The sequence below is a fragment of the Stenotrophomonas sp. P2112 genome (assembly GCF_041897515.1).
GTDB classification, from domain to species: Bacteria; Pseudomonadota; Gammaproteobacteria; order Xanthomonadales; family Xanthomonadaceae; genus Stenotrophomonas; species Stenotrophomonas sepilia.
The window spans coordinates 441,254-460,531 of sequence record NZ_CP169216.1 but is presented as its reverse complement, the minus strand read 5'-3'; the positions used below and the strand labels follow the sequence as shown (position 1 = coordinate 460,531).

Here is a 19,278-nt window from a genome sequence, read left to right as displayed (position 1 = left end):
GCTGTGAGGGAATCCCGGCCGCTCATGACATCCCCTGCACAGGCAACGGCCTCAAAGCTGGAACCGGGCCGCCAATATGGGCATTCATTCCGTGGCAGGGCCGTTTCGTCGGAAGCCGGCTGCAGTGGCCCAAACGCCATGCGAGCCTGCGTGAACCCTCCCTGGAGCCTCACCATGCTGCCGCTCACCCTACCCTTGCTGGCCGCCGGGCTCGTTGCCATGCCAGCGCCCGCCGACACCCTGCGCGTGCAGATCCGCCAGGCCGATACCCAGCTCTTCGCTGCGGCCTTCGAGGCCTGCGATGCCGACAAGGCCGCGGCGATGACGACCGACGACATGGAGTTCTTCCATGACAAGGACGGCAAGTCGGCCAGCAGCCGCGAGGACTTCCGCCACAGCGTGGCCAACCTGTGCAGCAGCGCGCGCGAGGGTGGCTGGCAGCTGCGCCGCGAGCTCGTGGAATCTTCGCTGCAGGTGTTTCCGCTGCACGATGAGCGGGCCCTGGAAATCGGCGACCACCGCTTTTACGAGCGCGGCAAGGACGGCGTGGAACGCTGGACCGGCCAGGCCCGCTTCATCCAGGTCTGGCGCCGCGTGGACGGGCACTGGCTGGCCGAACGGGTGATCAGCTATGACCACCGACCGGCGGACTGACCTTTCCGGCGCCCTTCACCGGCCGGATCTATACTGGCGGGGTTCACCCCGACCCACCGCTACCGTTCGATCGCCATGGCAGAGATCACCCCCAACCACCCCGACTACGGCCTCAACCAGCAGATCCGTCAGGGCGTGGCCGCACTGGACGCGCAGCATGGCCGTGCGTTCGACCAGACCAGCGAACGCCTGACCGCCAGCCTGACCGTACTCGCCCGCGAACAGGGCCTGCAGCAGGTCGACCACGTGCTGGTCAGCAACGCCACGGCCCAGCACCCGGCCGGACACAACATCTTCGTGGTGCAGGGCGACCCGGCCAACCCGGCGCACCTGCGCGCGATGATGCCGACCGCGGTAGCGGCGCAGACGCCGGTGGAGCAGTCGATGCAGAAGTTGGGGCTGGGTGCGCAGACGCACGTCGAGGCGCAGGCGCAGGCGCAGGCGCAGGAAATGCAGAATCCCACTCCGCGGATGGGGTAACCACGCCGGCGCTGCTCAGAGCCGGCCAACACTTGATCAGGGCGCCCGCTGAACTGCAGCGCCCTACTTGAGATTCAGCCCAATCACAAGCCATCCCGGCCGTAGCCCCGTTTACCTCGAACCACGGGCGCTACTGGCCACATCCGCGCCAAACCATCCACAAACGACATGCCTTGGCGCCAATGGCTCCAGCTTGATACGCATTGCGGATCGATACCCCCGCATGCATTAATTGCGCCTATCGAAAAGAGCGCAGGGGGCGTCGTGGGTATCAGGGACGAATTGCAGAACGTGATGGAACTGCAGCCTCAATACAGTTCATTGCCGACAGCTGCCATGCAGGCGCGCGGCCAGATCATCAAGCATCGGCTGCCTAAGCTGCTTAGCGAGAGCGCCGAACAACTTCGCATTGCATCAGATATCGAGCCGGGGGATTTTTTGCTCGTTGGGCGTGATGGGATCGGCAGAAAGTCCCAAGTTCCGTGGGTTCGTTTTGCATCTGAAGCGCGCTCGCCCACCGCAACCGAGGGATGGTATGTGGTATGGCTGTTCCGCGAGGATGGCTCCGGCGTCTATCTAGCGGTCTCCCATGCCTCCACCGAGAAGATTGATGGCGATTTTATCAAGCGTTCCCCGGGCGAGACTCAGCGCCTAACCGGATGGGCCTTGGAGATACTTGATGATGACATCACCGCGAATCCGCGACTGCTCAAATCAATGACTTTGGGCAGCGGTTCTCTGGCAAAGGCTTATGAAAGCACCACAGCCGTCTCGTATTTCTACGCCAAGGATCACGTTCCATCCGATGACCAATTGCGCGCCGACATGCTCACGATGGCGCGTCTACTGAAGAGCATCTATCGAGGCGAGCCGGCCCAGAAGCGTAGTGGCCAGACTTCACCAGATGTTATTGCCGTGGTCGAGGCGATCGAAGAGGCCACCTCGGGTCGCAAGAATTCTGGGCAGGGCTTTGGGCTCACTCAGCCTCAGCGCCGTGCAGTGGAGCTGCGGGCGATGGCACTGGCCAAGGATCACTTCGGCAGCGCGGGATATGAAATCAAGGATACAAGTGCCACCGCCCCTTACGATCTGGAGATCAGAAAGGAAGGTCAGGTTCACTACATCGAGGTGAAGGGAACTACCGGTGCACTGGGTGACATCGTGCTCACCAAGAACGAAGTGCAGCACCACCTAAAGCATCATCCGAACAATGGCCTGTTCGTCGTCCATGGCATCCAACTGCACTCGCACGACGGCGTACCCGTTTGCGCCGGTGGAACCGCGCACATCCAGCAGCCGTGGCCAATCTCAGATGCGAATCTGCAAGCTCTCGCCTATCGATATCGTATTGCATAGAACCCAACGAGTCGGCCGCGCTTCTCTCAAGTGCGGCCGACTCTTGCTCGTTACAGCTGGATCCGCGCCACGCTCTCGTCAGCGCCCTTGTCATCCTTCTCGCCGTTCTTGATGCTCACGAACAACACGTTGTTCTTCGCATCCAGCGCCAGGCTGTTCGGGTGGGTCGGCACCGTGTAGGTCGCCACCTTCTGGTAGCTGTCACTGTTGTAGGCCGTCACCGTGCCCGCCTCGCGGTTGGTCACGTACAGGCGCTTGCGCGGTGCATCCAGCAGGATACCCAGCGGGCCGGCGTCGGTCGGGATGCTGGCCAGCTCCTTGCCGGTGCTGCGGTCGAGCACCAGCACGCGCTGGCCCGGATGCTTGCTGACCAGGCCGCTGCTCTTGGCCTGGTAACCACGCAGGAATTCCGAGCCCTGGTCGGTCACGAACAGGCGCTTGCCCGCCGGATCCAGCGCGATGTTCATCGGCTGCTCGGCGGCGATCCTGTGCTGCGCCACCACCTTGTTCGAATCGGTGCCCACCACCACCAGGTCGGCCAGCAGGTTGCTGGTGTACACGCGCTTGTTGGCCGTATCCAGCGCCAGGCCCGGCGCTTTCGCATTGCCCAGGCCGTCGATGGTGTTGATCACCTTCAGCGTGGTGGTATCGATCACGAACAGCACGCTGCTCACGTCCGGCTGGCTGCTGTGGCCGGTCACGTACAGGCGGTTGGCGGCGCTGTCGACCACCAGCTCGCGCAGATCGTGGGTGTAGGCGGCCTTGCCGTCCTTGCCGGTCTTCTTCTCCATCAGCTGGATGGTGCCGACGGCCCTGTTCTGCGCGGTGTCGACCACGGTCACCGACAGGTCCACGGTGTTGCCCACGTACAGGCGGTCGTGGGCGTCATCCAGCACCACGCCGAAGGCTTTGCGCTCCAGCGGGATGCGGGTTTCCACCGCCAGCGTGGCCGGGTTCAGGCGCAGCACCTGGGCCGGGCCGGCGTCATCGCCGAAACCGCCAGAGGAGGCCACGAACACGGCGTTCTGCTTCGGGCTGTAGGCCAGCTCGTACAGGCCCTTGGCCACGGCCTGGCGCTGCACGGCGGTGGTGGCACTGGCGGCGGGCGCGTTGTCGGCGAACGCGGAGGGCACGCCGAGGCTGAGCGAAACGGCAACGGCCAGGGCGGCCGAGCGGAAGAGAGGAGTACGGAACATGCGAGCGTCCTTGAATGGGCACGGGAAGGTGTCCTGGCTCGCTGGGCCGTACTTCGACGGCCCGCCCCACATCTGTCTGCGCGGGGTGGGCTGGCTGGGGATGCGGGGGAATGGTAGCAGGTGGGGGGCGTGGCGTGCGCCGGCGCGGGCATGGCCAACGCTCGACCTCGATGCTGCGCCCGCCGCTATGCCATTCGTGGGCCGTGGCTCTGCTGAAGCTGCTGCTCCTCCTGCAGGCGCTGCGCGTCTCGCTGCGGCTCATTCTGCTGCAACTGCGCGACCCGATCGAACGAGGCCTCCACCGGTGCCTGCGCAGCCACCTCCGCCGGCATGCTGGCGCGCTGGTGTGCCGGGTCACTGCGGTCCCCCTGCACGATGAACAGCTTCGGTGCGGTATCACCGCGCTGCTCGCCCAGCACCACTTCGTCCACGCGCGAGAACTGCTGCTCCTTCGACAGCGCGAGCAGGCTGGCACTGACATTGTCGTTGCGCGCCCCGAAAGCGCCGAGGTCGGCCACCTGCTGGTGGATCTGGTTGAGGCGGGCATGATCGTCGTGCGCCGGGTCTGCGGGCGTGCCGCTTGCCGCGAGGGTGCTGTTGCCGCGCCACTGCTCGCCGTTCTCGGTGAACATCCACTCGCGGAAGGTCTGCTTCGGCATCGGGTTCCACTGCACCTTGTCCAGCTCGCTGCCCTTCACCTGCTGCGGAATGGCGTTGACCGCGCGGATGTTGTCCAGGACCCTGGTAGCGCCCTCGTAGTTGCTGATCTCCCCGGCCAGCCCGACCGGGCGCAGCCCAGCGTGGTTCAGGGCACCCCATGCGAAATCGGTGCACGCGTTGGAGAAGAAGTCGTACTCCATGTCGAAGCCGTGCTTCTTCGGGTTCGCCGAGAACTCGAGGATGCGGTCGTACTGCTCCTTGCTGATCTCGATCGTGCGCTCGAAGCGGGGCTTGTCGTAGACCAACACATCCATGTCATCGACTTTGCCCCTGTTCGGCTCGTCCTTGGTGCCTGCGTGGGTGAAACCCATGCTCTCCGGGAAGGGTTCACCCGAACGGCGCAGCGACAGGAACATGTGCCCCGCGAACGAGGGCTCCAGCAGAAACCTGTTTCCCTCAGCATCACGGCCGTAGCGCGGCGTGCCGGGGGCCGCCAGATGAATGGTTACGCTGTAGCGTTCGGCATCGTCCTTGTGCATGTTCACTTTCCTAGTGATTGATAGCCAACGATCAGTTCTGCTTTCAGGCCTTCCAGCTGGGGCCGATCCTCCACAAGGTCCACCCGCAGAACGTAACGCCCGGGTGCAACGCCTCCGACCTGCGCCAACTGCAACGTGCGATAGAGCACCTCTTCAGAGTACAACCCGGCCTCGGCCAAGCTGTTGATGTCCACGCTCCCCGTCGTCAGGTCTGTTACCACGCCATCCTCCCCGATTTTCTGAGAATCGCGTCCATCGCGAGTACGCTGCCAGAGCTGCACAGGACCAGGTGCACTGCCATCGATCCGCTCCAGGCGCAGTCGCGTTGGCAGCCGTCCGTGAGTGATCTTCTCCGAAGCATCCAGCAGCCGTCGCGCATCGGTATCCTGCAGCCGCAACCCGATGTTCAGGATCGGAATGGCCGGCTTCTGGGGCGCCGGCAAATCAAACGTGACCTCGGCAATCCGACCGGCCTTCTGCAACTGCACGGCCCGCGTGAGCGGCACAACCGTGCGGGCCTCGGCCTGTGCGCGCGTCAGCAGGGACGGCGCAACCTCAGGCGCTGGTGACGCACGGCATGCCGCCAGCGCGCCCAGCACCGCCAGTACCACCAGCCCCCGCCGCAGTGGCCGCGTCATTGCTCCTTCAACCGCAGCGAATCGGCCACATCGGTCTTGGCAGCCACTTCGGTGGCAATGCTGGCGCGACGGTGCCCCGGGTCGTTGCGGTCCCCCTGCACGATGAAGATGCTCTCGGCGGCATGGCTGTTTTGGGTCGGCCGACTGAGCAGCACGTGGTCCACGCGCGAGAGGTTGTTCTGCTTGGCCAGCACCAGCAGGCTGGCGCTGATGCGTTGGCTGGCGTCATCGAACGGGCGGCCGTGCGCGGCATCCAGCTCCGCCACCTTCTGGATCAGCTGCGAGAACAGGCGATGGTCGGGATGCGAAGGGTCCAGCAGCGTGCCGGCCACTTCAATCGGCGTCGGCGGCGGCTCATCGCTGGCGCGGTCGCCCTGGCGATGATGCTCGGCCTCGCGCTCGGGCATCGCGTGGTGGGTTTCGGCATTCAGGTCGCTGCCCGGGAACGGCGCGGCAATGCACTGGATCTCCGGCAGGTTGAACAGCACCGCGAACTCGCCCAGGTTGCTGCCGCCATCCAGCGTCGCCGGCAGTGGATGCAGGCCAGCGTAGTGCAGCGCCGCCCAGACGAAATCGCTGCAGCGGTTGATGGTGGCCGGGCGGTCCACATCGAATTCGAACTCGGCCGGTTCCTCGGCGAAATCACGCAGGCAGCCGTAGTGCTCCTCGGTGATTTCCAGGGTGCGGCTGTAGTAAGGGTCCAGATGCTCGTCAGCATCGTCGTGGCGCACCTGTGCGTACTGCACGCCGGTGCGGGTTTCACCCGGCGCGTGGCGCGGTGGCGCGAAGCCGTAGCTGTGGGCCTCGTCGCCCGCAGCGACCTGCAGGTACATGTGGCCGCGCGGCGAGATGCCCCCACTTTTCAGCGGGGTGCCGGGCGCGGCCAGATAAAGGGTTGCGGTGTAGCGTGTTGCCTGCTCCATGCCTGTTCAGCCTTGATGGGTACTGCGGTCCTGGGCGGATGATGGCATAGGTGGGATGGGGGGCAGGTGCAAGAAGAGAGGACGCCGATCGCGACTTGCTGAATATGTGAGCCAGCGTGCAGTACTGGACCCGGGCGTGAGCAAGGTCCCGGCAACGACTGGAGCTTGCCATTCCACCGATCTATAGTCGTTCCGATCATGCAAGGGAATCGCCTATGAGCAGAGCACCGGCTTGCCGGCTTGCCTACTTCGCCCTGGTGACCGTGCTCAGCACCAGCGCCTGCGCGAAAGCCCCATCCACGGAAACGGGCCCGAACGACCCCCCCATGTCCGAAGCCGCAACCAGCCCCCGTACGGTGGGTGGACATACCTATACAACGGAGCCCGTAGAGGCACGAGTGGGCCCGCGCCGCTTCATGTTCCCGGCCAACCTCTACTACAACCAGACGGGCCCCCTGGCCGATGGGGGCGTCATGCTCACGGTGTTCTGGCCGGATTTCGATGCAGCGCCTCCCGGTGATCGCCCGGTTCGCAGCTCGCAGGACAGCCGGCGGCAGGTGCTGGTCGAGCTTAGGTACATCGATCGCGTTCCCATCCAGAACTATCTGGCACGTCGGTCCAGCAGTGAAGCCAGCAGCGCGCCGGGATCACTGGAGCGAAGGGACCCGGTAGAGAACCTCGCGCTGCGCGTTGCACAACCCGAACGCTGGGGTCTGACGCCGTATGCGATCGACCCATCGTTGATGGCAGCCTATGCAAAGGACTCGGAGGCTGCTCTGGGCAGGCCTTACGTGCACAACCCAGGAATGGAACCAGACTGGTATGTGGCCCGCTCGGCGGAGGGCCAACTGACAACGTTCATCAGCTGCGACCCGGCAGACCGCATTCCTGACGGACTTGTAGTTCAGGGAAAGACACTTGAACGCGCTGGCGAAGGCCAGATCGCAATGTGCCGCCATTCCATCGTGGACGTGGGCGACAGCATCGCCATCGAGATGAACTATGCACGCGTCATGCTGAGCGACTGGCAGCGCCTGGAAACCAGCGTTCATGATCTTCTGGAACGATATCGCGTTCAGCCGTGAACGATGGAGGTCCGGGCGCTCTTCATTCGGGTCGCACAGTACCTTCAACACCGTCAGGGACTCACCGATGGGCATCACAACGAAGGAGGCTTCGGCTTTGCTCTCCGCCATCATGACCAGATTACTTCGGCCGCAGCTACGTCGAGCTATGCCGCGGGCAGCTCACATTGGTGCTCTTTTCGGACTGTCAGCCATGCTCACGCTGACGTCTGCATGTGCGCGATCGCCGGATACGTCTGCCGTCAATGAACGTGCCGCTGCCGCAGATACGCAGCCTGCCGGCATCTCCATGGCCGAGCTGCAAAAACGGATTCTCGCCTACGCGGATTCGCTCAGATCAAGAGCGGACATCAGTCCGGACAAGTTCGGCACGGCGATCGGTGTGTCACTCGTGCCAGACGAAAAGGTCAGCATCAGGCACATCGCGAAGGACCTGACAACAACGGACGGCTATAACTATGGGGTTACTTCTCTATCGGTTGAGTCGGCACGTGAGTTCCCCAACCAAGAGGTGATCTTCTATCAGCTGGGCAAGCAGCCAGTGACAGATGCTCCGAATGGCGTGTGCTACTGGGAAGCCGAAAGTGCCGGACGAGCCCTCGAAGCCCTCGGATACAGAACCGGAGCAGAAGTGCCATTTCAGAGAGGGGGCATCAGGCAGTACCGGCGCCCCATCACCGGTGGTAACCAGGGTATGGATACCAGCCTGTTGACCTATCGTTCCGATGAAGGTGATACAGCGAGAACCTGCGTCTACGCGGTCCAGTTCGGATGGGGAGACAGATGAATACGATCCCCCCTCTATTGGCAGAATGCCGAGCTGACTTACCCGTGACACTCAGCGTACCGGCGGTGGCGAGGCTGCCTTACTTGGGCCTGCGCAAGTAAGCAACCAGGAGTTCCGGGTGGTACGGCTCAAGCTGTGGCAGAGGGGAGTGCAGTTGCACTTCAACCCGGTATCGGCCCGGCGACGGATTGCGTGCCCATGCGAAGGCCAGCTGTGCATAGTTATCATCGGGTCGTTCCAGCCCAGCATTCTGCAGCGCCAGCACGTCAACATCGTCCAGCCACGCATTTGTCACTCGACCATCGGCGGGGATGGGAATTGTTCTGGCAGGTTCTCCAATGACCCATTCCAGCCGGTGCAAGGGCACGTCCTTCCATCCACTCGATTCCAGGCGCTGCATGGAAACCTTCGCCTGGAACCCGGACGCCCGAACATCGGCCAGTGCCCCAAAAGCCGCGGTGTTATCCGTGCGGTCAACGCGAATGCCGATCATGAGCGTTGGAGAGGAATTTTTGCTGGGAGCAGCCACATCGAACTCGACCGTCAATGGTGCATCCATTGACGAGGTGGGCATGGCTCGCACAAGCGGCACCAGATCCGGACGATGGGCCTCTGCTATCGAGCCTTCGTCGCGAGCCGCATCGGGCCGGCACGCGGTAGCCAGAAGAACGAGTAGTGCTGCGAGCATGCATATCCGGCGCATTCCATGTGGCGTCATCTTCAGTCCTCCGTCCAGGTCGCCAGTGCAGTGCATGCCCTACTCATCCCCCGCTCGCCGCACGAATCTGTATGTCGTGCTGCACCCGCTGGTCTTCCAGCTGCTGGTCCATTTGATTGGCAAGCGCACGCTGGTGCGCTTCACGGCTGACTGCATCGAACTGCTGCAGTGATTCCTCCACCGATGTCTGCGCCGCCAGCTCGGTCGGCATCGCAGCGCGCTGATGCGCCGGATTGCTTGGCTCACCCTGCACCACGAACAGCGTGTGCCCAGCCGGGTGTTCACGCGTGGCGTTGCTCACCAGCACATGGTCCACCCGTTCCAAGTCGTTGTCCTTGGCCAGCACCAGAAGGCTGACGGTCATGCGTTCGCTGACTTCATCGAAGCTGCGGCCGTGCTTGGCGTCCAGCGCTTCCACGCCCTCGCGGATCTGCTGATACAGCGCGTGATCGGGATGGCCAGGCTGCGTGGGGTCTTCTAGCGCCCGGTTCGGGGCTGATGCCTCATTCGGTGCGAGTGCGGCCGGCTCAGGGCGTGGAGCTGTCGTAGGCTCGGCAGGAACAGGGACAGCCGCAGCGGTTGGCTGGAGGTCGTCCAACGGAACCGGTTCGGGCTCTGGCACGTGTTGTGCCGCTTCCTGCTCCAAAGGCCATGGATCGCGCACAGGCTCAGCAGGCAGCGGCTCCTTGAACGGCACCGGCTCGACCTCCTGCACTGCCATGTACTGCTTTGGAGTGGGAGCAACCGCAGGCATCGGGGCCATCTTCTCCGGTTCCGCTGCCTGCTCTGTGCGCTGCGTGGGCATCATCTGCGTTGCCGCATCCAGAGTCGCGGCGACATGTGGCATCGCGCGCTCAGGTGCGGCCGGGTGTGCCTGCATCGGCCCAGCGGGCTCCGGCGTCTGTGAGGCGGTACGGTTTTCGGTGGGCGCCTCGCTGTTTGGATGGGGCTGAGGTTGGGGCTCCGCCTCACGCCGCGGCGGATCACGCTGCTCGGCGTGCCGCTGAGGCGCGGGCTTGTCCTGAGGGGCAGGCGTAGGCTGTGGCGTGACCGCTATCGCTGGCGGCGCTGCCGCAACTGCCGCAGAAACGACGGGCTGCGCAGTGGCCGGCTCCTCATCCCGGACTTCCGCATTTCCGCCCTGCTCAGATGGCTTGTCACCATGTGCCACCTGCGCGGCTGCTCGTGCAGCCTGTCCTGCATCTACCTGCGCAGCACCCAGCCGATTTGCCTCCTGCAGTGCCTGCCGGTACGCCTCCTGCTCACCCGCCGACAGCGCTGCAATGCGCAGCTCGGGCGAGTCGGGCAACGGCGCCTGCTCATTGGCACGCGCGCGCACCTCATTCCATGCGGCCTGCAGCTCCTGCGTGCTGGTGGTCGCGACGGCGCGCGCCACGCCATCCTGACCCACTTGGTAATGGGTGATGGGCCGGGACGCGCCCGCGTTGCCCTCGGCTACAGGCCCCAGTTCCTGCAGCGTGGGACCCGTAATGCCGTGCTGCTCGCGCGTGCGCGCCGTGGCCAGGGCAACGGCCTGCTCCCACGCCGGTGACAGCGCAACGCCCGCAGCGTAGTAGCTGTGGCGCAGCTCGTTCTGGTTCACCTCCGCCGCAGACGGCAATGGCCGCGCGTCCAATGCGGCAATGGTCTGGTTGAACTGATCGAGCGACGGCTGCTGGATGGTGCGGGTCAGTTCCAGCTCCAGTGCCATGTTGCCCTGCGCGATCTGGCCCGCATGGCTCCACTGCCCTGTTTCGTCGCGCTGGTAGAGCTGGTTGTCCGAGCCCTGGATGGCGTCGGGCCTGGCACGGGCCTGCTCCACCGCCTCCGGCACCAGCGGCACGAAGTCGCTGGCGCGGGTAGCGACGTAAGTCTCCAGGTAGCTGGCGGAAATCGCGGCCTTGCCGTTGGCGATGTTGTTCTCGATGCGTTGCACCGCCTCACGATTCAACTCGTTGGCGCGTTCGGGGCTGGCGGTCTGCGCCTCATACACACCCCGGTCGTTGGCACCGGACACGCCGATCTTGACCTGCCGCGTCCACTGTTCGGTCTGCGCATCGCGGTGCCAGTTGGGATTGTCCAGACGGCCCTCGCCGTCCTTCGCCGGGATGCTGAAAGGATCCTGCGGCGGCGGCGCCTTGCCCAGCGCCAGCTCTACCGCTTTTACATGGGCATATGCGCCCAGCTCACGGGCCTTCTCGTAACTGGCATCCACACTGCGCTCAGCCGGATTGCCCAGGCCGTCGCCCGCGCTGTCCATGACCGCCTGACGGTCCCAATTGCGGCCATTGAACTGCCACGTGACGCCGGCCTTGTCGGTCTGCCGGTAGACGGCGCGGTTGTCGAGCAGATCGGCGCCCCTGTCGAATGCCTTGCTCATCAGCAGCGCATCGCCCGCGACGATGGCCGCAGGGACGAAGCTGGACGTTCCGATCACCGACGCCGTGGCCATGCCACCGACCCAGCCACCGCCGTTGCGCGCCAGGGCATGGGTGAGCTCGGACTGGGCGGCGGTGCCGTTGCCCTCTTCCAGCAACCGCGAGGTGCGGCGGGCGGTGATGACGGCGTCGGCGCCGGAGGCAAGCAGGCCACCGGAGCGGATCAGTTGGCTGGTGGAGGCTTCGCCGAGGAGGAGGTCCAATGTCGCACCGCCTTGCTGCGAGCGCGGGCTGCGAATGCGATGCCCGGCCTCCTCGCCGAGCACGCGCTCGACCGTCTGGATACCCGGCTCTGTCAGAACAACTCGGCCACCGTGGTGGGCATTGGAAATGGCAAGCGACAGGCCGCTTCGCTGCAACTCAATGTTTCCACCGCGAGTCAGTGGCTTGGCGTCATACTCGATTCTATTGAGCGTAGTCACGATACCACTTTCGGAATGAGTGACAGCCACCCAGCCAAGGTCGACCCCGGTGAAACCTTTCAAGGCTTGGATCTGAGCGATATGCCTTTGGTGGTACTCAGGAACTCCGTCAAAAAAATCCCGGATTCGTTTGTTCGTGATCGCAGGCGTGCTTCCCAGCGGAGTATTCGTGTTGAGATCGCCGTTGATCAACCCGACCTTGACGGTGTCTCGCAATGCTTCTACACGTGCCATCACTCTATCGAGGGCGTCAGAGTCATTCAGCAGCGCGGCCTTACCGTCTCGCGTTCTCTGAATCTCGTTCAAGCGCCGAATCATTCCGTTCTGGTATTCACCCAACGGTCCGCCACTGTGAGGCGTAATGCCCATCGCATCTGCATAGGCAGGGTTTGCGGGGAGGAATAGCCGGTTCTCTTGGGCGTGAATATTGAATCGCCCGGCCTCCTGCAGCTTTGCGAGCAATGGGCTGTGCCTCAGCGTCTGCTGCTCAATCGCGTGATGGTCCTGCAAATGAGTGGAATGTCCAGCCACAAATCCTCCCTGACTCAAGCATCGCCTGGTCTCAGCAGTTCACCGCGTCATAGAACCACAGACCGTTGGACGTACCGCTGGCGATCAGTCCCGCGGCTTCGACCGCCTCCTTGAAAGTGCGGTCGCAGAAGACACCTTCGTAGTAAGGGAGCCGGAATACGTGAGCATCGCCGATGACCTCCCGCTTGAACGCCAAGCGGACGTCGCCAGTCAGATCGTAGTATTTCCCCTCTTCATAGTCGTCACTCACGATGATCTTCAGCTGGGATGCTGCCTCATCCAAGGCATCAATGGTTCTGATGACATCGCAAAGGAAATAGGGGCCACCCGTTGCTCCATCAGCGAGTCGATAGTCAGTCTCCCTGAAGGCAAAAGCACCTGGGTCCACGGCCGCCATCACCTCGCGGAGACGCCCGGAAACGAGCCAATAGCCGCTCATTCCAGCTTCAAGATCCTCCGGTGGCCACCCCTCACTTGGGTAATACACTAGACGCGGTGTCTCGCGCAGAGGCGGGAAGCCCCCCTGATCGGGACGCAAGAGGAAATTTGGAGGGGTCTTCAGGGAAGACTCGTTCTCAAAAACGACGCCATGCCCTTTGCCGCGCCGTCGGGCATCTGGGCGCAACTCGAAGAACTCGCCCTTCTTTGGCAGATTCGAAGTCATTGTTTGCCTCACCTCAGAATCAATCTAAATAAGCGTGCCAAGAGCTTATCAGAGGGTGCCAACCTTCCATGCCCTCCTCGAGTCATGCCCGAGCGCTCACAGCCTGGAGTCCTCTCCGCCGACATAGCGCACTACTGCTGCTCTCCAATTCCTCTGGGCGCTCTGAAGTCCCGATGCGGCCTGCCTCTTACCGCCCTGCCTTCAACTCAAGTACTGAATAGGCATGGCTGTTTTTTAGCCCGTTCTGCACCGGCAAGAAATCGCACAAAAAGTGAAATCCATCTTAAGTTCGACTACCGATCCCGTTCCATGAGACGCGCCGCAGCCATCTTCAATTTTGACATGCGGATTATGCTTGGACTGACGCGCGCCATGTCAGACATTGGCCGCGTCCTTGAACCTCAGGCCACGCGTTTCACACTCGCTTCCAATTCCCGCAGCGCGTATGGCATCCCGGAACACGCGATCGCAGTAGACAAGATCGCCGGAGTACGGGCTCCTGAAGACATGACTGTCCCCGATTACGTCCCTCTTGAATGCCAAGCTTGCTCCGCCACGAAGGTCGTAGAACTTCCCGCCCGGATAGCCCTCATCGACGATGACCCGGAACTTCGATGCTTCCTCATCGACCGCATCCAGCTCGCGAGCAACCTCGCACAGGTGGTACGTTGGGCCCTCTGTGCCGTCCGGAAGCACGTAATCACACTCCACGAACTCAAAGGCGACGGGATCTATTTCGGTGAAGGCCATCTTGAGGCGCTCTGATACCAACCAGTAGCCACTCATTCCTCCTTCGAGGTCCTGCGGTGGATCCCCCAGCTCTGGATCGAGCACCAGACGCGGTCTCTGCGACAGATGAGGAAAGCCGCCTTCTTCGGGGCGGATGATCAGCCTGGGAGGCGTCAGCAGTGCGTCCTCATTCTCGATCTCAACGCCATGCCCTCTTCCCCTTCGAGTCGTGTCGGGCATCAGCAGATAGAATTCACCAGGCACAGGCTGATTACGTTTTGACGAGGGCATGTGCTTGTTTCTCTCCCAATTTTAGGCATGTACCGCACTCCGCACACTTGCAGCATAGGTCGCGAGGTTAGCGCCGGTGGGACCGACTCAGCAGTTCACCACATCTTCAAACCAGAGCCCGTTGGATCTCTTGGCCGTGACGATGCCGGCAGCTTCCACCGCATCTTTGAACGTTCGGTCGCAGAATACCCCGCCATGGAACGGCAATCTGAACACGTGAGCCGAACCCAGCACTTCGCGTTTGAACGCCAACCGGATATCACCGGTCAGGCGGTAATATTTCCCTGCCTCGTACTCATCGCTGATCACGATGTTGAGCTGGGACGCTTCTTCATCCAAGGCGTCCAGCGTACGGACCACGTCGCAAAGGAAGTAGGTTGGTCCCTTTGAACCGTCTTCCAAGCGATAGTCGGTATCAGCGAAAACGAACGCGTCAGGGTCTATCTCTTCCATGACCTGGCGCAATCGCTCGGAGACCAGCCAATAGCCGCTCAACCCGCCTTCCAGATCCTGTGGAGGGACGCCCTGCCGCTCCTGATAGACCAAGCGCGCGACTTCACGCAGTGGGGGGACGCCACGGGCTTCGGGCAACAGGATCAGTCTGGGAGTCGCAAGCAACGCGTCCTCGTTTTCAAAGACCACCCCGTGACCCTTTCCTCTACGGGTAGCATCCGGTCGTAGCTTGAAGAACTCGCCCTTGCGCGGCCGATGGGTGGAGGTTGATCCCATGCTTGTCATCTCACCATGTGAATGTGAATCGAATTCGCTCGTAAGCAGTTGAAGCGAATCCAGAAGGCGCCCAAGGGTCCGATCCTCAGAGCTCTGACTCAGATGCTGGCCGCGTCGGTGAACCAGAGGCCCCGGGATACGCGCGGCCCACCGATTCCAGCGTTCCACACAGCGTCGCGGAGCTCTCTGTCGCAGAAGACGAGGTTTCCCGAGTAAGGCGTCCGGAATATTCTGGCGTGGCCGATGACCTGCTTGCGGAACGCCAGACTGGCTCCGCCCCTTAGGTCGTAGAACTTCCCACCTCGATAGCCTGCGTCAGCGATGATCCGAAGTTCCGAGGTTTCTTCGTCCACCGCATCGAGCTCACGGGTTACATCGCATAGGAAGTACCGCGGGCCCTTGGATCCATCGGCAAGGCGGTAGTCACACTCTACAAACTCGAAGCCAACTGGATCTACAGAGACAAGAGCGTCGCGTAATCGTTCGGATACCATCCAGTAGCCGCTCATGCCCCCCTCCAGATCCTCTGGGAGGCTCCCCTTCTTTGCCGAGTAGACCAGCAGCGGCTTCTCCGCCATGGGGGGAAATGATCTGGCCCCCTGAAAACGGACGCCATGAAGCCGTTTCAGGCGGCAGCCCGGAGCTGCCGGGCGTAGTTGTTAGGCGAGTGGTAGCCCAGCGCCGAGTGTAGCCGGGCTGGATTGTAGAAGCCGTGGATGTAAGCAGCGATGCACTGGCTGGCTTGTTCCCTACTGGCGTAAGGCTCGGCAGCCTCTTCTGTCTTGAGCGTCGCAAAGAAGCTCTCGGCCACCGCGTTGTCCCAGCAATTGCCAGGCCGGCTCATGCTTTGGACCACGTCATGGGACTGCAGCAGCTGGCGAAACTCGTTCCCCCAGTACTGCCCACCACGATCTGAATGGAAGATCAGGCCGGGTCGTTGTGGATGCAGAGCCCAGGCATTGGCAAATGCTTTCACCACCAGCTCTTCAGTCAGACGCTTGGAAACGCTGTAGCCCAGCACCTGCCGGGTCTGGACGCTGATGACCACGGCCAGATGCAGCCATCCCTGGCGGGTGGGGACATACGTGATATCCCCGACCCACGCCGTCGGTCCGGTTCCGGGGGCAAATTGCCGATCCAGCAGGTTGGGGGCGAGCTGAGATGAGCCGCCGGAGGACTTGGGTCGGAATCGGCCTTTGGTCTTGCCCTGGATTCGCTCCTCGGCCATTAACCGTGCCACGCGCTTGTGGCCGACTGGATGATTCCTGGCTCGTAAGGCCCTGACCAGCCGACGTCGCCCATAACTGCGCTTGCTGGTCACATGAATGGCCCGAAGCTCGGTACGCAGGGCCGAATCGGCATCGCACGCTTGGGCACATTGCCGACGCAGGTAATCATGGAATCCAGAGACAGAAACCCCAAGAACCCGACACAACAACCTGGTCGGGTAGTGAGTCCTTTGACTGGCGACGAAGGCGTACCTCACTTGGACTCTCTGGCAAAGAACGCCGCCGCTTTTTTTAGGATTTCCCGCTCCATCTTCAGATTGGCGTTCTCGGCCCGAAGGCGGCTGATCTCGCTTTCCAGGTCGGTGGTTGGCCTGCGAGCCTCAGAGGTCAGAGACCGGCCAGCACGGACCGCGTCAAGCCAATTTGCCAGCGTCTTGACCGACATCTCCAGCTGACGGGCTGCTGCGGCAGGCCCGAGCGACTCGGCCAACTCCACGGCTTGGTGCTTGAACTCATCGGTATAGCTACGACGGGTGATACGGGACATAAGGGACCTCCAAGTGCGATCAAAGTATCGCTTCTTGGCGTCCGCTGACGGGGGGCCAGATCAAAATCCCCCTTCTTCTGGTCGCAGGATCAGGCGCGGCGGGATGCGCAGCCGCTTCGCGTTCTCGAACACGACGCCGTGCCCCTTTCCCCCACGCGTGGTATCAGGCATCAGGAGGAAGAACTCGCCAGGAACAGGCTGGTTCGACTTCAATGCTTCCATGCTCTTTCGCCTCCTTTAGCTATGATGCGCCGTAGCGAGTCTGCCCCGTTCTACCCCGACCTTGCGCCTGGTGCAATCAGATCACTGCGAGATTCCGAACCTGGTCAAGCATGCGTCCCACGTCTTGAGACGCGCTCCAGCCATCCTCCCTTTCCCCTCTGGAGGATGACATGACCAAGATCGACCCCACATGGCTGGAAGCGTTCGACAAGGAACTTCTCCACCTGTTCGCCATCGACCATCGCGATGCCGGCATGGATGAGTACCTGCTGAGTTGCTACGCGGACCTTCCTCCACGCGAAGCAGCACTGGCGTTCGGCAGCGACTACGACCTGGAGCGCGACGATGCGCTGTGGCCTCGGCCGGGGGTGGCGCTGCAAAGTTAAGTTGTGTCGCAATCGGCACGCTGCGCGAATGGGCCCTGTGGGCTACGTGTCGCTTTTGGGATCTCGAACGGCTGCAAACCGTGCTTTTCAATGCGCATTCGGGCGGTAACTTAACACCGGCCGAAACCACTGCACCGCAAGGGTTCTGCCACGCGCGCGCCATGCAACAATGCCGTAAGCGTCAGCATTTGCGGTCTCTGCGGCCTACGGTTTCTTGGCATCTCGCAACCATGCGAGTACACCTTGGCATGCCACCTCACACAGGGTGGCACGGGCGTCGAAAACCCGGTCAACAACCATGTGTTTGCGCTTGCCAGCCGGCGTCACGTTCGTGTGACGCCGGCTGGCAATCCGTTCGCGGTCCATGGCGGGCGGTGCGTGGGGGTCTTCGGACCCGCCGGATTGGTTGTTGACCGGTTTTCGAGCCTCGCATCGTCCGCCACTTTTATCGGTGGCGCTGCTGTCTGTCCTGTACGGAGCATTGCCATGAACACATCGGACTTCCGTTCCCTGCACGCGCAGTACGATCCGGACAACGCCGAACCCGAGCGCGAACCGTCCGTCGATCCCAACGCCTTCGTCGCCACGCTGCGCCGCATCGGATCTGGTGCAGCTGCGGATGGCCAGCCTTGGCCGGAACGGCATCAACTGCCTGGGCGTTGTCTTCAGCTGGCGGATGCGGATTGCGCGTTGGCCGGCTTGCGCGTGGTGGCGGAGTTGATGCTCGCTGCTGAGCGGACTCGGCAGAACGGCGCGCCCGAGGAGTACCTGGGGGATCGGGTGATGGAAGGGTTGAAGATGGCGTGTGTGGCGTTGACTGCGCAGGTGGCTGAGCGGTTGCACGTGCGGGAATAGCCCAGTTGGATCTGGCCATGTGTCACGTAGCTGCTGGTCGTCCACGTGCTATCGGCTGACGTCGGTTGGAAGCACCCTTGCGGATTCCACAAGGCATCCCCGATTCGGAGATGCCTACCTCCGGTGATTATTTCCTACTTACGCAGCAGTACGGCCCGATGGTAATTCAGGTACGAGACCTGCGCCACCGAGAACGGAACGCTTGGAATCTTCTGCACCACATCCCACCTCAAGCGCACTGCCTCCGGCAACTGCTTGCTCAGAATTAGCCGGCCGTCATCTTCAAAAGAGATGTATCCACGGTCGAATAGCCGATCGATATGGGGCGCCAACATCAGCCCATTGCTTCCATCAAGGCGCTCAGAGTTGGTGCTCTTCGCCCAGGGCTTAATGTGGCTAGCGATGAGAAACTTGGGCTCACTCGTGCCGGTAACGCGGCAGACCTTTTCGATGTCGCTCACGTTCTTACGGTAGATTCCCTGTCCAACTCTGGCGTTGATCAGCTGGGCCTTCACTGTCTCCCCAATATTTTTGTCTTCCTTGATCTCCTTGACTCGCACCTCCTCTTGCCAAGCGCTCAGGTCGTCAACGTCAACATTGAGCAGCGACAAAAGCTCAGTAGCCATTTCCGGCGGCACTGGGAACAGGTAGGCCTGGTTAGCCTTGCCATCCGGCTTCAGCGGCGAGTACTTCATCGGAAGACGCGGCCGAATCTTCGCCATATGCCCGCTCACCTTTAGCGGCGATTCCACCAGGTGATAGTCCACCGGAACGGCCCAGCCGTCCCTGCGCCATTCGTTGTCCGTCTTTTTGAAGTCATCAGGGCGATCTTTCGCATAGTGCGCCCCATTGACGATCGCGACAGCCTTGATTTGAGCATTGGCAAAAGCAAAGACCACATCACCTGGACGCACCTGGGTCATGTGCTCATAGAAGGGATTTGTCTTCCCTTCCACATTGGTCTTCGGCGACCACAAGTAGCCAGCCTTAACCGCCCGATCAAACGTCTGCTTTTGGTTCACCCACCAGTACGCCATCCCCGCTTCCCCCGTCTCATCCAATTGATGCGGCCTATTGGCCTTCGAGACGGGATAGTACCTTCCTATGTCGCAATCAGCACGCTTTCACCGAATACAGCGAGATGCAGGGAATGCGCTGGCAGCTCTCCTTCTCCTTGATGGCGCGAGATGCCCTACAAC

20 protein-coding genes and 1 pseudogene are annotated in these 19,278 nt (G+C 62.2%); 7 read left to right on the top strand and 14 right to left on the bottom strand.

All coding sequences use genetic code 11. The annotated features are described in order from the left end of the window. Positions 1-174 precede the first annotated feature (174 nt). The 3 genes from ACEPA4_RS02170 to ACEPA4_RS02160 all read left to right on the top strand — a co-directional run bounded on the left by ACEPA4_RS02170 (position 175) and on the right by ACEPA4_RS02160 (position 2,490). Complete coding sequence (locus tag ACEPA4_RS02170; protein WP_065186644.1) at positions 175-654, top strand: nuclear transport factor 2 family protein; 480 nt, start codon at positions 175-177, stop codon at positions 652-654. Positions 655-729: 75 nt separating this feature from the next. Continuing rightward, complete coding sequence (locus ACEPA4_RS02165) at positions 730-1,134, top strand: XVIPCD domain-containing protein (protein WP_374082968.1); 405 nt, start codon at positions 730-732, stop codon at positions 1,132-1,134. 264 nt (positions 1,135-1,398) lie between these two features. Then, positions 1,399-2,490, top strand: a complete 1,092-nt coding sequence (locus tag ACEPA4_RS02160; protein WP_262089975.1) for an MrcB family domain-containing protein — start codon at positions 1,399-1,401, stop codon at positions 2,488-2,490. 50 nt (positions 2,491-2,540) lie between these two features. On the opposite strand, the gene ACEPA4_RS02155 is transcribed toward ACEPA4_RS02160, so the two are convergent. The 4 genes from ACEPA4_RS02155 to ACEPA4_RS02140 form a co-directional block, all read right to left on the bottom strand. Beyond that, positions 2,541-3,686, bottom strand: coding sequence for a YncE family protein (locus ACEPA4_RS02155; protein WP_374082967.1), 1,146 nt, complete (start codon positions 3,684-3,686; stop codon positions 2,541-2,543). 185 nt (positions 3,687-3,871) lie between these two features. Next, positions 3,872-4,885 carry an XVIPCD domain-containing protein gene (locus ACEPA4_RS02150; RefSeq protein ID WP_374082966.1) on the bottom strand — a complete coding sequence of 338 codons (1,014 nt, stop codon included), beginning with the start codon at positions 4,883-4,885 and terminating at the stop codon, positions 3,872-3,874. A 2-nt stretch (positions 4,886-4,887) separates the two neighbouring features. Next, on the bottom strand, positions 4,888-5,523 hold the full coding sequence (locus tag ACEPA4_RS02145; protein ID WP_164093213.1) for a hypothetical protein: 636 nt from the start codon (positions 5,521-5,523) through the stop codon (positions 4,888-4,890). Continuing rightward, positions 5,520-6,446: an XVIPCD domain-containing protein gene (locus ACEPA4_RS02140; protein WP_374082965.1), complete on the bottom strand. Its 927-nt coding sequence runs from the start codon at positions 6,444-6,446 to the stop codon at positions 5,520-5,522. The genes ACEPA4_RS02145 and ACEPA4_RS02140 overlap by 4 nt, the downstream gene beginning before the upstream one ends. 326 nt (positions 6,447-6,772) lie before the next feature. Between ACEPA4_RS02140 and ACEPA4_RS02135 the strand changes: the two genes are divergently transcribed. Both ACEPA4_RS02135 and ACEPA4_RS02130 read left to right on the top strand, forming a co-directional pair. Next, positions 6,773-7,531, top strand: coding sequence for a hypothetical protein (locus ACEPA4_RS02135; RefSeq protein WP_260290061.1), 759 nt, complete (start codon positions 6,773-6,775; stop codon positions 7,529-7,531). A 193-nt stretch (positions 7,532-7,724) separates the two neighbouring features. Then, on the top strand, positions 7,725-8,318 hold the full coding sequence (locus ACEPA4_RS02130; protein ID WP_374082964.1) for a hypothetical protein: 594 nt from the start codon (positions 7,725-7,727) through the stop codon (positions 8,316-8,318). 79 nt (positions 8,319-8,397) lie between these two features. Here the strand turns inward: ACEPA4_RS02130 and ACEPA4_RS02125 are convergent, their stop codons facing one another. The 9 genes and pseudogenes from ACEPA4_RS02125 to ACEPA4_RS02085 all read right to left on the bottom strand — a co-directional run. Continuing rightward, the gene (locus ACEPA4_RS02125) at positions 8,398-9,006 is read right to left on the bottom strand and encodes a hypothetical protein (protein ID WP_146257822.1); all 609 of its coding nucleotides are present in this window, start codon (positions 9,004-9,006) and stop codon (positions 8,398-8,400) included. 73 nt (positions 9,007-9,079) lie between these two features. Then, positions 9,080-12,427 carry an XVIPCD domain-containing protein gene (locus ACEPA4_RS02120; protein ID WP_374082963.1) on the bottom strand — a complete coding sequence of 1,116 codons (3,348 nt, stop codon included), beginning with the start codon at positions 12,425-12,427 and terminating at the stop codon, positions 9,080-9,082. A gap of 31 nt (positions 12,428-12,458) precedes the next feature. After that, complete coding sequence (locus tag ACEPA4_RS02115) at positions 12,459-13,091, bottom strand: DUF1629 domain-containing protein (protein WP_374082962.1); 633 nt, start codon at positions 13,089-13,091, stop codon at positions 12,459-12,461. A gap of 375 nt (positions 13,092-13,466) precedes the next feature. Next, complete coding sequence (locus tag ACEPA4_RS02110) at positions 13,467-14,111, bottom strand: imm11 family protein (protein ID WP_374082961.1); 645 nt, start codon at positions 14,109-14,111, stop codon at positions 13,467-13,469. Between the two features lie 87 nt (positions 14,112-14,198). After that, positions 14,199-14,840, bottom strand: a complete 642-nt coding sequence (locus ACEPA4_RS02105) for a DUF1629 domain-containing protein (RefSeq protein WP_164193627.1) — start codon at positions 14,838-14,840, stop codon at positions 14,199-14,201. A gap of 98 nt (positions 14,841-14,938) precedes the next feature. Next, complete coding sequence (locus ACEPA4_RS02100; RefSeq protein WP_374083043.1) at positions 14,939-15,469, bottom strand: imm11 family protein; 531 nt, start codon at positions 15,467-15,469, stop codon at positions 14,939-14,941. Further along, on the bottom strand, positions 15,466-16,326 hold the full coding sequence (locus ACEPA4_RS02095) for an IS3 family transposase (protein WP_065185370.1): 861 nt from the start codon (positions 16,324-16,326) through the stop codon (positions 15,466-15,468). The genes ACEPA4_RS02100 and ACEPA4_RS02095 overlap by 4 nt, the downstream gene beginning before the upstream one ends. Further along, on the bottom strand, positions 16,323-16,616 hold the full coding sequence (locus tag ACEPA4_RS02090; RefSeq protein ID WP_032954795.1) for a transposase: 294 nt from the start codon (positions 16,614-16,616) through the stop codon (positions 16,323-16,325). Before ACEPA4_RS02090 ends, ACEPA4_RS02095 begins: the two co-directional genes overlap by 4 nt. A gap of 63 nt (positions 16,617-16,679) precedes the next feature. Further along, positions 16,680-16,838: pseudogene (locus ACEPA4_RS02085) on the bottom strand (imm11 family protein); the annotation flags it as partial. 170 nt (positions 16,839-17,008) lie between these two features. Here ACEPA4_RS02085 and ACEPA4_RS02080 point away from each other — a divergent pair. Together ACEPA4_RS02080 and ACEPA4_RS02075 are read left to right on the top strand one after the other, a co-directional pair. Beyond that, positions 17,009-17,224: a hypothetical protein gene (locus ACEPA4_RS02080; RefSeq protein ID WP_069139886.1), complete on the top strand. Its 216-nt coding sequence runs from the start codon at positions 17,009-17,011 to the stop codon at positions 17,222-17,224. Between the two features lie 486 nt (positions 17,225-17,710). Continuing rightward, complete coding sequence (locus tag ACEPA4_RS02075) at positions 17,711-18,079, top strand: hypothetical protein (RefSeq protein WP_075076846.1); 369 nt, start codon at positions 17,711-17,713, stop codon at positions 18,077-18,079. Between the two features lie 134 nt (positions 18,080-18,213). On the opposite strand, the gene ACEPA4_RS02070 is transcribed toward ACEPA4_RS02075, so the two are convergent. Continuing rightward, positions 18,214-19,116 carry an HNH endonuclease gene (locus tag ACEPA4_RS02070; RefSeq protein ID WP_099479134.1) on the bottom strand — a complete coding sequence of 301 codons (903 nt, stop codon included), beginning with the start codon at positions 19,114-19,116 and terminating at the stop codon, positions 18,214-18,216. Between the last annotated feature and the right edge of the window lie 162 nt (positions 19,117-19,278).

Coding starts and splice junctions, on each gene's coding strand:
- ACEPA4_RS02130 (WP_374082964.1), top strand. CDS start 7,725: ATGCTCACGCTGACGTCTGCATGTGCGCGATCGCCGGATACGTCTGCC.
- ACEPA4_RS02140 (WP_374082965.1), bottom strand. CDS start 6,446: ATGGAGCAGGCAACACGCTACACCGCAACCCTTTATCTGGCCGCGCCC.
- ACEPA4_RS02150 (WP_374082966.1), bottom strand. CDS start 4,885: ATGCACAAGGACGATGCCGAACGCTACAGCGTAACCATTCATCTGGCG.
- ACEPA4_RS02070 (WP_099479134.1), bottom strand. CDS start 19,116: ATGGCGTACTGGTGGGTGAACCAAAAGCAGACGTTTGATCGGGCGGTT.
- ACEPA4_RS02105 (WP_164193627.1), bottom strand. CDS start 14,840: ATGGGATCAACCTCCACCCATCGGCCGCGCAAGGGCGAGTTCTTCAAG.
- ACEPA4_RS02075 (WP_075076846.1), top strand. CDS start 17,711: ATGAACACATCGGACTTCCGTTCCCTGCACGCGCAGTACGATCCGGAC.
- ACEPA4_RS02145 (WP_164093213.1), bottom strand. CDS start 5,523: ATGACGCGGCCACTGCGGCGGGGGCTGGTGGTACTGGCGGTGCTGGGC.
- ACEPA4_RS02170 (WP_065186644.1), top strand. CDS start 175: ATGCTGCCGCTCACCCTACCCTTGCTGGCCGCCGGGCTCGTTGCCATG.
- ACEPA4_RS02110 (WP_374082961.1), bottom strand. CDS start 14,111: ATGCCCTCGTCAAAACGTAATCAGCCTGTGCCTGGTGAATTCTATCTG.
- ACEPA4_RS02115 (WP_374082962.1), bottom strand. CDS start 13,091: ATGACTTCGAATCTGCCAAAGAAGGGCGAGTTCTTCGAGTTGCGCCCA.
- ACEPA4_RS02090 (WP_032954795.1), bottom strand. CDS start 16,616: ATGTCCCGTATCACCCGTCGTAGCTATACCGATGAGTTCAAGCACCAA.
- ACEPA4_RS02155 (WP_374082967.1), bottom strand. CDS start 3,686: ATGTTCCGTACTCCTCTCTTCCGCTCGGCCGCCCTGGCCGTTGCCGTT.
- ACEPA4_RS02165 (WP_374082968.1), top strand. CDS start 730: ATGGCAGAGATCACCCCCAACCACCCCGACTACGGCCTCAACCAGCAG.
- ACEPA4_RS02080 (WP_069139886.1), top strand. CDS start 17,009: ATGACCAAGATCGACCCCACATGGCTGGAAGCGTTCGACAAGGAACTT.
- ACEPA4_RS02135 (WP_260290061.1), top strand. CDS start 6,773: ATGTCCGAAGCCGCAACCAGCCCCCGTACGGTGGGTGGACATACCTAT.
- ACEPA4_RS02125 (WP_146257822.1), bottom strand. CDS start 9,006: ATGCTCGCAGCACTACTCGTTCTTCTGGCTACCGCGTGCCGGCCCGAT.